Annotated in this window: 11 protein-coding genes; 1 reads left to right on the top strand and 10 read right to left on the bottom strand. The window is 54.6% G+C overall.

Annotation, left to right across the window (positions count from 1 at the left end; translation table 11 throughout):
- Positions 1 to 11: 11 nt before the first annotated feature.
- From B9L19_RS07560 to B9L19_RS07545, 4 genes are read right to left on the bottom strand one after another with little or no spacing between them, the layout of a single operon-like run.
- Positions 12 to 1034, bottom strand: a complete 1023-nt coding sequence (locus B9L19_RS07560; RefSeq protein WP_047752906.1) for a LacI family DNA-binding transcriptional regulator — start codon at positions 1032 to 1034, stop codon at positions 12 to 14.
- A 53-nt stretch (positions 1035 to 1087) separates the two neighbouring features.
- Positions 1088 to 2614: a UDP-glucose--hexose-1-phosphate uridylyltransferase gene (gene galT, locus B9L19_RS07555; protein ID WP_047752905.1), complete on the bottom strand. Its 1527-nt coding sequence runs from the start codon at positions 2612 to 2614 to the stop codon at positions 1088 to 1090.
- Positions 2615 to 2617: 3 nt separating this feature from the next.
- Positions 2618 to 3604 (bottom strand): UDP-glucose 4-epimerase GalE, encoded by a 987-nt coding sequence (galE, locus tag B9L19_RS07550; RefSeq protein WP_047752904.1) that lies wholly within the window; start codon positions 3602 to 3604, stop codon positions 2618 to 2620.
- On the bottom strand, positions 3601 to 4785 hold the full coding sequence (locus B9L19_RS07545; RefSeq protein WP_089113886.1) for a galactokinase: 1185 nt from the start codon (positions 4783 to 4785) through the stop codon (positions 3601 to 3603). The genes galE and B9L19_RS07545 overlap by 4 nt, the downstream gene beginning before the upstream one ends.
- A 188-nt stretch (positions 4786 to 4973) precedes the next feature.
- On the opposite strand from B9L19_RS07545, the gene B9L19_RS07540 reads away from it, so the two are divergent.
- The gene (locus tag B9L19_RS07540; protein WP_047752902.1) at positions 4974 to 5756 is read left to right on the top strand and encodes an EcsC family protein; all 783 of its coding nucleotides are present in this window, start codon (positions 4974 to 4976) and stop codon (positions 5754 to 5756) included.
- A 60-nt stretch (positions 5757 to 5816) separates the two neighbouring features.
- On the opposite strand, the gene B9L19_RS07535 is transcribed toward B9L19_RS07540, so the two are convergent.
- The 6 genes from B9L19_RS07535 to B9L19_RS07515 form a co-directional block, all read right to left on the bottom strand.
- Positions 5817 to 8006, bottom strand: coding sequence for an alpha-galactosidase (locus B9L19_RS07535; protein WP_047752901.1), 2190 nt, complete (start codon positions 8004 to 8006; stop codon positions 5817 to 5819).
- A 114-nt stretch (positions 8007 to 8120) separates the two neighbouring features.
- Entirely contained in the window at positions 8121 to 9773 is a 1653-nt protein-coding gene (locus B9L19_RS07530; RefSeq protein ID WP_047752900.1) for a glycerol-3-phosphate dehydrogenase/oxidase, read from the bottom strand.
- Between the two features lie 160 nt (positions 9774 to 9933).
- Positions 9934 to 10518 (bottom strand): glycerol-3-phosphate responsive antiterminator, encoded by a 585-nt coding sequence (locus B9L19_RS07525; RefSeq protein WP_047752899.1) that lies wholly within the window; start codon positions 10516 to 10518, stop codon positions 9934 to 9936.
- A 15-nt stretch (positions 10519 to 10533) separates the two neighbouring features.
- On the bottom strand, positions 10534 to 10698 hold the full coding sequence (locus B9L19_RS18995; protein WP_155836594.1) for a hypothetical protein: 165 nt from the start codon (positions 10696 to 10698) through the stop codon (positions 10534 to 10536).
- Positions 10699 to 10707: 9 nt separating this feature from the next.
- Complete coding sequence (locus tag B9L19_RS07520; protein ID WP_047752898.1) at positions 10708 to 12105, bottom strand: HAMP domain-containing sensor histidine kinase; 1398 nt, start codon at positions 12103 to 12105, stop codon at positions 10708 to 10710.
- The gene (locus B9L19_RS07515) at positions 12102 to 12776 is read right to left on the bottom strand and encodes a response regulator transcription factor (protein ID WP_013144934.1); all 675 of its coding nucleotides are present in this window, start codon (positions 12774 to 12776) and stop codon (positions 12102 to 12104) included. Before B9L19_RS07515 ends, B9L19_RS07520 begins: the two co-directional genes overlap by 4 nt.
- Positions 12777 to 12883: the final 107 nt, after the last annotated feature.

Below are 12883 nucleotides of genomic sequence, written 5' to 3'. Positions count from 1 at the left end.
AAGGGAGCGGCTTATCGACCGCTCCCCTTTTCGTTGCCCTCGCTGCTTGAGCGGATGACGAGCTCTGTCGGCACGACGACCTTTTTGCAAATCGCTCGTTTCGTCGTCAACCGTTCGATGAGCAGCTCAACCGCTGTTTCCCCCATAAATTCTGTATATACTTTCACCGTCGAAAGCGGCGGGTGAAGAAATGCGGCCGTCGGAATATCATTGAATCCGACAATCGCCGCCTCTTCCGGAACAGCGATCCCGGCTTCATGCAGCGCACGCAGGGCGCCGATCGCCATCGAGTCGCTGGCGATGAAAAACGCCGTCGGCAGGTCGCCGCCTGAAACGGCCTCTTTCATCAGCCGATAGCCATCTTCAGCCGTGAAGGCGCCGATCCATACATAGCGGGAATCATACAGTCCTTTGACATACAAATATTCGTAAAACGCTGCTTCGCGCTCATCGCAGATTGGCGTCCCTTCGTCGACATATTCCCGGCCGCCGATATAACCAATTTTCGTATGCCCTAACCGAAGCAAATAATCAAGCACCGTCACCGTCGCTTGACGCAAGTCGATGACGACTGAATCAAACCGATGCTCATCAGGCGAACAGTCGACAAACACAATTTGTTTGGCCCCGGTGGCAAAAACCTCGACTTCCTTCGGCCCGAATTTTCCGACGGCGATGATGCCATCGAGCGCCTCCATCCGTTCGATCGGATAGGCGCCGTGCTGTTTAAACAATTTGACGAGTTCGATGCCGCGGTCAAAACACTCTTTTTCCACTCCAAGGCGAATCGCCATATAATAGGGGTCATCGATTTCCTGGCGCTCCGAATACCAGTGAATGAGCCCGAAGCGAAACGATTCGCGCGCTTGCTGGCTTCGTTCCCGCAATGTTTTGTAGTTCAGCTCTTGGGCGACTTCAAAAATGCGCCTTCTCGTTTCATCGGAAACGGACAGCGTCGCATCGTAATTAAGCACGCGCGACACCGTCGCGACCGAAACGCCGACTTTTTCCGCGATTTCTTTTAGCGTAGCCATCGTCTGTTCGCGCCCCCTTTCTGTTTCATATGAAACGCGTTTTTTCGCCGCATTTAAACAAGAGACGACATGCGCTCCACTGCACGGCGCATAAAGCGGTGAAACGCCTCTTTCCCGTTTTGGTCCCGTTTAAACACCCCGGCATGTTCCAACACGGTCACAAACCGTTGTCCGACTTCGTGCCGCAAAATGTCATGGACGTTGTCCTTCGTGATGTCTGGATAGGCCGAGCGAATGGCTTCGCACCAATCCCAATGTTTCAGCATCGCCTCGTCCCAGTCTTCTTTCTTTGTCCGATGCACGAGATAATCGGCCAGCGTCTCCAGTTCCACGGCAAGTCGTGCCGGCAGCACCGCCAGCCCCATCACTTCGATCAAGCCGATATTTTCTTTTTTAATATGATGCAATTCTTCATGCGGATGGAAAATGCCGTACGGATGTTCTGCTGATGTCCGATTGTTGCGCAACACGATGTCCAACTCAAACAAATCGCCGCGCCGCCGGGCGATCGGGGTGATCGTGTTGTGCGGAACATCGCCGCTGTAGGCCATAATCTCGACGCTTGGGTCGCTGTACGTCCGCCATGTTTCATACAAAAAGGCAGCCGCATCCAACACGTCCTCTTTTGGTCCAGTCAAACGGATGACGGACATCGGCCAGCGCACAATGCCGGCGGTGACGGACGGAAACGATGGCAGCGGGATACACTCTTCGATCTCCGCCTTTTCCATCGCAAACGGATAGCACCCTCCTTGGAAATGATCATGCACTAAAATCGAGCCGCCGACAATCGGCAAATCGGCGTTTGAGCCAATGAAATAGTGCGGGAACTTTTCGACGAAATCGAGCAAACGCTCAAGCGTCTTCCGCTCCATTTTCATCGGCACATGTTCGGCGGAAAAGACGATGCAATGTTCATGATAGTACACGTAGGGAGAATATTGGAAATACCACTGTTCATCCAATAACGTGATCGGGATGATGCGATGATTGGAACGGGCGGGATGGCGCCATGTTCCTTCATATCCTTCGTTTTCTTTGCATAATACACATTTTGGATACGAAGATGACGGCATCTCTTTTAATTTGGCGATCTCCTTCGGGTCTTTTTCCGGCTTTGCCAAGTTAATGGTGATGTCCAATTCACCGTAGGCGGTCGACACTTTCCATTGCTGATTTTGCGCGATGCGCGCCGTTTGAATGTAATTGGACGCTTGGCTCAACGAATAAAACCAGTCCGTCGCCTCCTGCGGGCTGCGGCGGTATCGCTCGTAAAAGGCGCGGATCACTTCCGACGGCCGCGGCATGACGCAGTCCATCAGTCTCGCATCCCATATATCGCGCTCGGTTGTGGTATTCGTTTCCAACAATCCTTGTTCATACGCCCAATCAATTATAGCGTCCAATACCGGGGCCGGCGAAGCCAAGGGAACGTCCTTGACCTCGGCCGGCTGCCATTCCGTGAGCCGGAGCGTGGCCAACAGGCGGTTGCGCGCGTACACCACATCTTCCGGCGCTAAAAGGCCGCGTTGCTCGGCATAACGGATCAGTTGTTCAATCGCCGTCCAAATTCGTTCCATCGCTCACACACCCCGATAGCCGTTTGGCCGCGCTTTGTGCCATTCCCACGCCGACGCGACAATGTCCGCAATGGACGGGTAGTTCGGTTCCCAACCAAGCTCGCGCTTCGCTTTTTCCGATGAAGCGACAAGCCTCGCCGGGTCGCCCGGTCGCCGCGCCACGACGCGGGCAGGGATCGGGTGTCCGGTCACTTGCCGCGCCGCTTCGATCACTTCTTTGACGCTAAATCCATTTCCGTTGCCTAAATTGTATACATCGCTGTCTGCCCCGCTCCGCAATTTCTCGAGCGCCAGCCAATGGGCATCGACGAGATCAAGCACATGAATGTAGTCGCGGATGCACGTGCCGTCGGGCGTGTCGTAGTCATCGCCGAAAATGGAAATTTCCTCGCGCTGGCCAAGCGGCACTTTTAAAATCAATGGAATGAGATGCGTCTCCGGGTTGTGGTCCTCACCGATTGTCGTGCCGTACGCCCCGGCGACATTAAAGTAGCGGAGCGAAATCGAGCGGATGCCATAGGCGCGGTCCGCCCATTTCATCATTTTTTCCATCGCAAGCTTTGTTTCTCCGTACGCGTTTGTCGGTTCGGTCGGATCGGTTTCGATGATCGGGATTTGTTTCGGCTCCCCATACACCGCGGCGGTTGAAGAAAAGACGATTTGCTTGACGCCAAATTCTCTCATCACTTCAAGCAACACTTGTGTCCCGTACACATTGTTGTCGTAATAGTTCAGCGGCTCTTCCATGCTTTCGCCGACCAATGAGTTCGCCGCAAAATGAATGACCGCCTCAATGTCGTGCCGGCGAAACACCTCGCGCAAAAACTCGCGGTCGCGAATATCGCCTTGGCAAAACACCGCATCAGGGTGAACCGCTTCTTTGTGCCCCGTCTGCAAGTTATCCACCACGACCACGTTCTCGCCTTTTTCGATCAGGCGGTACACCGCATGGCTGCCGATATACCCTGCCCCACCACAAATTAAAATCATTGGCTCATCTCCTCCTGTTCGATCAGTTCCCTCGCCCCGCCGCCAACTTCAACGACATAAAAGCTTGCTTCATAACCGATTTTTTCGGCATACGCGTTTCCGACCCGTTCAATGAAATCTTGAACGCATGCCTTTTTCACAATGTTCACCGTGCAGCCGCCGAATCCCGCTCCAGTCATGCGCGCCCCGACCGTTCCTTCGTGCGACCATGCCGCTTCAACGAGCGTGTCGAGTTCAACGCCTGTCACTTCGTAATCATTGCGCAGCGACAAATGCGACTGTTTCATCAACTCGCCAAAGCGGATCAGGTCTCCCCGCTCAAGCGCCCGGGCGGCTTCAAGCGTCCGCTCGTTTTCCGTCACCGCATGGCGGGCCCGTTTTTGTTCAAGCGGAGAAAGAAGATGTGCATAACGGGCCAGTTCCGCGCTTGTCAGCTCGCCGAGCGAGGCGATGTTCCGCACGCTTTGCAGCTTCGCGAGCGCCGCCTCACACGTCGCCCGCCGCTCGTTGTACGCCGAGTCCGCCAAGCCGCGCTTTTTGTTTGTGTTCGCGATGACAATCGAACAATCGTTGAGCACGAGCGGCAAATAACGGTACTCGAGCGTCTGGCAGTTTAATAGAATGGCGCAATCTTGTTTCCCCATGCCGACGGCAAACTGATCCATAATGCCGCAATTGACCCCAACGTATTTATTTTCTACGTTTTGGCTCATTTTCACAAGCTCCAGCTGATCAAGCCCGCGCCTGAACAGTTCGTTGAGCATCACCGCGGTCACAAGCTCAATCGACGCCGATGACGACAGCCCGGCGCCGTTCGGGATCGTGCCGTAATACAAAATATCCAATCCGGTCTCAAGCGGGCCAAGCGCTTGAAACGCAGCCAAGATTCCTTTGGGGTAGTTCGCCCAGCCGTGTTCGCGACGATAAGACAAGTCGTCGTAAGAGACCGTGATCACTCCCGTTTCCGGGAAGTTTTGCGAATAAAAGCGGACAAATGGCTCTTTCGTCTGCCGAACAAGCGCATACGTGCCGATCGCAAGCGCGCACGGCAGCACATGCCCGCCGTTGTAATCCGTATGCTCACCGATCAAATTGACGCGGCCGGGGGCGAAGAAGGTGCGGATGGCTTCGTCCGAGCCGCCAAAAAGTTGGGTAAATTGTTGTTTTAAAGCTGCGATCATGAAAAGGCCTCCTTAAGGTCATCTAGTCTAATAAATATTTTAGTTAAAATTTTACTATCCGTCAACGAAAAATTCCGATTTTGATTATACCGACAAGCTTCTTGTTAGAAACAAAGCCCTTCCTTCATCCGTATAATTCGTTACAATCAACTTATCCTAAACATAAAGAAGGAACAGGAGGCCCAAGCATGGATGCCATACTGGAGCTGCAAAAAGAACTAAAGCAAATCGAACAGTGGGAACACTCCCAAAAAGACCTATGGTTTTGGGAAAAGCTCGGCCGCTTGCCGTTTCAAGTGCTCGATAAGCTGACCCCCAAAATCGTCCATCGAAAACTTGGGCAGCTGCTTGATGAGCTGGGCAGCTATATTCAAAGCGGCGGGCAATACTTGGTGAATGAAGGAAAGGTATTGGACAAGCTTGGCGTATCGTCGTTGGCCGAGGTGCCGCACTTGCCGCTTGCGACGATGGATCGCGTTTGCGACGAGTTGATCGATGCGCGCGTCACATTCGCCCAGCTGCAAGGGGCGGCGACTGGAATGGGCGGGGCGCTGACGCTGGCGGTGGACATTCCGGCGCTTCTCGGCTTAGCGCTGAAAACGCTGCAAGAGATCGCCATCGTGTACGGATATGACCCGAAGGAAAAAGAGGAGCGCGTGTTTGTCGTCAAATGCCTGCAGTTTGCCGCGGCGGACATTGTCGGGAAAAAAGCGATTTTGGACGAACTTTCGTCGTTCTCCCATGAACGCGGGCGCGTCTTTTCCGAACTGCAAGGCTGGCGGGAAGTGATGATGACGTTCCGCGACCAGTACGGGTGGAAAAAGCTGTTTCAAGCCGTTCCGATCATCGGCGTCATTTTCGGTTCGCTGTTTAACAAATCGTTTATGGAAGACATCGCCGAAACCGGGAAGATGCTTTATCGGAAGCGGCGCATTATCGAGAAGCTTAAACAACTCGAACCCGATGTCTAAGCGACACCGGGTTCGAATCGTTTTGGGCTGTTGCATAGGCTCGAGCGGCAGCATCCCTTCCTAACGTTGAACGGCTTTCAATCGCCACATCATGCTGATAAAATCGCCCAAGCGGTGCGGCACCGCCACTCCGGCATACATCAGCTCGTCGCCGCCGTAGACGCCAAGGCCTTCGATTTCATAGTCTTGATTCGGGTCAAGACCTTTTAAGCGCACGTATGACAGCGGGGCGTTCGCTTCGGCCAGAACGCGGAAGTAGGCGACGAGCGCTTCCGAGCGGTCGGCAGAGACGAACATCCATGCTGCTTCATTGCCCTCAAATGGGCTTAACAACCGATAGAACGTACCGAACTGGACGAGGCGGCGCACGTCCTTGTAAAACGCGACTTGTTCCTTGATGATTTGTTTTTCTGTTTCCGTCAATTTCGTGATATCGAGCTCATAGCCGAAGTTGCCTGACATCGCCACATGGCCGCGCATCGTGAGCGATGTCACCCGCCCGACTTGGTGGTTCGGCACGGCCGAGACGTGGGCGCCCATGGCGCTCACTGGGTAAACGAGACTTGTGCCGTACTGGATTTTCAGGCGCGAGACGGCGTCGGTGTTGTCGCTCGTCCATGTTTGCGGCATATAATAGAGAATCCCCGGGTCAAACCGCCCTCCGCCTCCTGAGCAGCTTTCAAACAAAATGTGCGGAAAACGCGCGGTGATCTCGTCCATCACCCGATAGAGCCCAAGCATATAGCGGTGCGCCGTTTCGCGCTGGCGCTCGGGCGGCAGGGCGGCCGAACCGATTTCCGTCATATGGCGGTTCATGTCCCATTTCACATAAGTGATGGGAGCACTCGCAAGCACGTTCGAGATCGTTTCAATCATATAGTCGCACACGTCTTGGCGGGAATAATCGAGCACAAGCTGATTTCTTCCTTCAGAGCGCGGGCGGTTCGGCACATGGAGGCACCAGTCGGGATGTTTCCGGTACAGCTCGCTGTTTGGCGACACCATTTCCGGTTCGATCCATAAGCCGAACTGCAGCCCGAGTTCGTTCACTTGTTTCGCCAACCCGTCCAAGCCGTTTGGAAGCTTGCGCCGGTTGACGATCCAATCGCCGAGCGAACGGCGGTCGTCGTCGCGCTCCCCAAACCAGCCGTCGTCAAGCACAACCAGTTCGATGCCAAGCTCCGCTGCTGTTCTCGCGATGTTGACGATTTTTTCTTCGTTAAAATCAAAGTACGTCGCTTCCCAATTGTTGATTAAAATCGGACGTTCGCGGTCGCGGAACGCGCCGCGCGCCAGGCGGGTGCGGTACAGTTCGTGGTAGGTTTGCGACATCCCGTTCAACCCTTGGTCGGAGTAAACCATGACCACTTCCGGCGTTTGGAACGACTCACCCGGCTGAAGCAGCCATGTGAAATCAAACGGGTTGATCCCCATCGAGACGCGGGCAGTGCCGAACTGGTCCACCTCGATTTGGGCGAGAAAATTGCCGCTGTACACCAAGCTGAACCCGTATACTTCGCCTTGGTGTTCATCGGCGTTTTTGGCGACGAGCGCGATAAATGGGTTTTGTTGGTGGCTGCTCGCGCCGCGGCGGCTTTCCGCCGCTTGCACGCCGGTCAGAAGCGGGCGGCGCTCGATCCAGCGCTCGCGCCCCCACGCTCCGGGGAGATGGATCCAATCATAGTCAGCAGTTGGGAAATCGACGCTCATACTGAGCGCGCGCAGCAGCTTCAACCGCTCGCCGCCTTTGTTTTCAAAATGGGCCGCGCGCGTGATGACGTTCCATTTTTCATACGCCGTATACTGCAACGTGACCTCTAGACCGATCAGCGCATCTAAAAGGACAATTTCGAGCGTCTCCGCTTCCTGTTCATGCTCCACGTATGTCGCCGGCAGCCCGTTCAGTCTAGGCTTCCCTTTGTAAATGCGGTGCGTTTTGTAGCGCAAATCGGTCACCGTCGAGCCATTCTCAAGCTGCACTTGATACGCCGGAGCCCGGAAATCGGTATTCCCATAGGCTGGATATTCTTGCGGCAGCGTATCGAGCGAAAACGTGCGGTCGGATGGGTCGGGGTTAGGGGAAAACGCGCGATCGAGCCGCGGAAACGCCCGCGCGCCTCGAACATCGCGCACCGCTTTTCCCCAATAGACATGCGCCAAATAGCCGGAGCGGAAAAGCTGCATCACGTAGCTCGCCTTTCCCGCCCGCAAATGAAACTGCTTCGTTTGCGGATTGTATGCAACTGACATTCTCTTCCCCCGCTTTGTTTTTGTTTAAATTTTACTTAATTTTTACGAAAAAATCCATCGAAAAAGCGCCCTGGATTCAGGCGCTCATCATTTCCTTCAAAGGATCATTCACTCCTATCCTTCCTCCGCCAACACCGCACGCCGCAGTTCCTGATCGAGTTCCTTCCCATACATGTCCCGCTCTTCCTCGGTCCACCCAAAATACCGCGCCATAAACGCAACAACCGCCTCTTTCTCACGCCGGACCGAATCAATATCAAACAACAGCGCTCCGGTGCGGCGGATGAAGTAGTCGACTGGTTTGACCGCCATTTCTTCCTCGATGGCGTAGACGAGGCGGACGAACGTTTCGCGCGTTAAGCCGGACGATCGGTCGTACTCGTTGCTTAAGGCAAAGAGGCGGTCGACATTTGTGCCGTACTGTTTTGCCAGCCGCGCCCCTTGTTCTTCTGTCAGCCCATAGCGCGCCGCTTCCTTCGCCTTTTCGGCGATGAAGACCGGCAGCCGGTGCGAGCCGCCGACATCGCCCCCGGAAATTGGCAGCTGTTTCGTTTGGCACGGGCGGAACGTGTTTCCCTCTTCTTTTTCCAATTGTTTGGCGACGAGGTCAACGACCGTTTCCGCCATTTTCCGGTAGCCGGTCAGTTTGCCGCCAGCGATCGTGATGAGGCCGGATGGCGATGTCCAAATCTCGTCTTTGCGGGAAATTTCCGACGGGTCTTTCCCTTCTTCATAAATGAGCGGACGGACGCCAGCCCAGCTCGACTCGACATCATCGGCGGTGACGCCGACAGACGGGAACATGTAGTGAATCGCCTGCAATAAGTAATCACGGTCTTCTTCGGTCATGGCCGGATGAGCCGGGTCATCGTCATAAAATGTATCGGTCGTGCCGACATACGTTTTCCCATCCCGCGGAATGGCAAACACCATCCGGCCGTCCGGAGTGTCAAAATAGACCGCCTGCTTGAGCGGAAAACGCTTTTGATTGATGACGATATGGACGCCTTTTGTCAGCCGAAGCCGCTTGCCGGTTTTCGATCCGTCTTTGTCGCGCAGCGCATCGACCCAAGGTCCGGCGGCATTGACGACTTTTTTGGCGCGGATGTCATACAAGAGGCCGCCGAGCATGTCGCGGCAGCGGGCGCCGATTGCGCGGCCGCGCTCGTCGTATAAAAACTGTTCGGCTTTGACGTAGTTGACGGCGTCGGCGCCAAGCTCGACCGCTTTTTTGATCACTTCGATCGTCAAACGGGCGTCGTCGGTCCGATACTCGACGTAATAGCCGCCGCCGATCAAGCCGTCGCGCTTTAAGAGCGGTTCTTTTTCCAACGTCTGCCGGGCATCCAGCATCGTGCGCCGCTCGCTTTGCTTGACGCCGGCCAGCCGGTCATACAGCCAAAGGCCGATCGACGTGCTCCATTTGCCGAACGTCCCGCCGCGATAAATGGGCAGCAGCATCCACTCCGGTGTGGTGACGTGCGGGCCGTTTTCATACACAATCGCCCGTTCGCGCCCGACTTCCGCGACAAGCTTCACCTCGAACTGCTTCAAGTAGCGCAAGCCGCCGTGAACGAGCTTCGTCGACCGGCTTGACGTGCCGGCGGCGAAATCTTGCATCTCGACAAGCGCGACCGTCATGCCGCGCGAGATGGCATCAAGGGCGATGCCCGAGCCGGTGATCCCCCCGCCGATGACGAGAAGATCATATTGTTTTTCACTCATCGCTTGAAGAACATCGCTCCGCTGTTTGCTTGAGAACGCCATGTCAAACTCCTCCTTTGTAAAAAAGACAAAAAGAGACCATCGCAAACACGATAAGCATGACGCCTACCATGCATGCATGGTCTCTCCATGTCTCCTGACTGGTAATTAACTTGTTGATTCCATTATAACAGATCGTCGCCCGTTTGGCTAGCTCGACGCTTCAACAACTTCCACCGGCTTCCTCACCGCGGGGTCGGTCATAATGGCGCCAAAGCGTTTCGTTTGACGTCGTCACTGCCGCCGCGCCGGCTTCCAAGGCCTGCTCGACATCGGCCGGGGTGCGAATGAGGCCGCCGGCGTAAATCGGTTTTCCGGTCCGTTCTTTCACTTCGCGGATGATGTGCGGCATGGCGCCCGGGATGACTTCAATGCAATCCGGATTCGTTTTGGCGATCAGCTGATAGCTTTTCTCCAACGCATGAGAATCGAGCAAAAAGATGCGTTGCACGGCGAGCACGTGCTTTTGCCGCGCTTTCATGATGACGCCCGCTTTCGTGGAAATGAGGCCATGCGGGCGGAACTCTTGGCAAAGGTATTCCGCCGCATGTTCATCATGGCTCAGCCCTTGCACCAAGTCGACGTGAATGATCAACTCCTTGCCATGCCGGCGCGCATAGGCAAAGATGCTTTTTAACTGGGCAATATGCACCTCAAGCAACACGCCGATCGTGTAACCGCTTGACAAAAAGGCGTCAAATTGCTTCATCGTTTTAATGGCCGGAATGATGCGTTGTTTCGCTTCCATTTTCTTTCCTTCGATTCATCCTCTCATTTTCTCAATCTCATCTAAACATGACAGTGACATCATCGTCCGCGGTTTGCATGTCGCGATTTTCACCCCGCGCTTGCGGAATTTCTCAACGAGGTGATGAATCCCTTTTTTGCTTGCCGCCTCTTCCTCATGGGGATGTCCCACTGCCCTCACGCTCCTCTCCTATTCCGCTTTCGGAATGGCGAGCTCCACCGTCGTTCCTTTCCCAACTTCGCTTTCCAATACAATTTGCCCGCCGTACTTATCGATGATTTCCTTGGCAATCGAAAGGCCGAGCCCGGCGCCGCCTTGTTCGCGGCTGCGCGCCTTGTCGACGCGGTAAAAGCGCAAAAAAACGTTTTTCAGCTCTTCTTTCGGAATGCCGATGCCATAATCACGGATGGACACGATGACAAACGGCCCTTCCTCGCGCAAGGAAATCGCGATTTGTTTCACTCGCTGAGAATATTTTACCGCATTGTCAAGCAAAATGAACAGCAATTGTTCAAAATGATGCTTCGCCATCGCCGCGCGCGCCATCGGCTTATCCGGCTGGTCAATCAGAAATTGGAAATCCGGGTGCAAGACGCGGAAATTTTTGACGACTTGTCCGACAGCCGCCGCGGCATCCATCGGCGCGACCTCATCCGGCACCGTGATCGCCTCGGCGCGCGACAAGTCCAGAAGCTCGAGAACGAGCCGCTTCAGCCGCTCCGCTTCTTTCACCGCCGCCTCGAGCGATTCTTCTAAAATCTCTGGATTGTGCTTTCCCCATCGCTGCAGCAACGAAAGATGGCCTTGCAAAATGGCGAGCGGCGTGCGCAGTTCATGGGACGCATCCTCGACAAACTGCCGCTGCATGGCGAACGACCGCTCAATTTCATCCATCATGCCGTTGAACATCACCATCAGTTCCGCGATTTCATCGCGCGCCGGAGGCACATCAATGCGCTGTTTCAACCCGTTGTTTTGAATGTCCGCCATCGTTTTGGCCAGCGTTTGCAGCGGCCGGACGAAACTTTGCGCCACGAACCGGCCGGCGACAGCGCTTGCCGCCATGGCCAAAAAGCCGATCGCCGTCATGATGAGAAAGAGCGTATTGGTCACTTGCTGAAACCTTGCCAGCCGGCGGGCGATTTCGATCGTTCCATGCAAGTTGCCGATATGAAGCGGCTGACGGAGCAGCAAAAATCGCTCATTGTTGATGAAATGCTCATCCATCTTCCGCTTGTCGGGCATCTCGCTCGGTGATAGCGACACCGCCGCCCCATTGGAAACGGAGACGATGACGTTTCCTTTCTCATCCGTGATGCGAATGAGCTGGTAGCGTTCATTCAGCTTTTCCAAAAACGTGCGGCTGCGGTGAATTTCCTCCCATGATAGATTACGTTTTTCCGCGTAATAGGTTTCAATTTCCGCCACCGTTTGTTCCATCGTTTTTTCTTCTTCTTTCAGCAGCCATTGTTTCACCACATGATATTGCAAAAACGTAAACACAAAATACATAATGAAAATCGCCCCAGCGGACAAAATAGTCAGCTTCCCTTTCAGCGAAAGCCGGCGAATCGCCTCCCTCTTCATGGCCGCATCACATATCCCGTGCCTCGCACTGTTTGGATGTATCGCTCTTTATCGTGTTCGTCAAGCTTTTGCCGCAAATAGCGGACATAGACGTCAACGACGTTCGTCTCAACCTCGGCGTCGAACCCCCACACTTTGTCAAGGAGCGCATCACGCGTCAAGACGACATTGATGTTTTGCATAAAGGCGACGAGCAAGTCGTATTCCCGCTTCGTCAACTCAATAAACTCGTCTCCTTTTTTCACCGTGCGCGCCTGCACGTCAACGACTAAATCTTTAAACGTCAACACTTGGGCGTTCGCTTCCGGATGAACGCGGCGGAACAAGGCGCGGATGCGGGCGAGCAGCTCTTCAATGGCAAACGGTTTGACGATGTAGTCATCGGCCCCGTTATCGAGCCCCATGACGCGGTCAAACACGCTGTCGCGCGCCGTGATCATCATGATCGGCGTCGATTTCGCCGCCCGGATGCGGCGGCATACTTCCATGCCATTGAGACTCGGCAGCATCACATCAAGCAAAATGAGATCCCACTGCTCCGAAAGAGCGAGCTCGAGCCCTTCGCGTCCATCGGCGCACACATGCACGTCAAAGCCTTCATGCTTTAAGTCAAGCTCCAAAAACCGGGCGAGCCCGGCCTCATCTTCAATCAATAAAATACGTCCGTTCATCAGCTGCTCCTCCTTCATTGCGGCTGTTTGCTTTCACTTTATACATCTTTCACTATACACAACAAATCGTCCACCGCCAACAGGCAGCCAGCAGTCAAAAAAGAATG

Origin of the sequence: Geobacillus thermocatenulatus (assembly GCF_002217655.1) — a bacterium.
Classification (GTDB): Bacteria; Bacillota; Bacilli; order Bacillales; family Anoxybacillaceae; genus Geobacillus; species Geobacillus thermocatenulatus.
The sequence above is the reverse complement of the archived record's forward strand: the minus strand, read 5'-3'. Positions and strand labels throughout refer to the sequence as shown.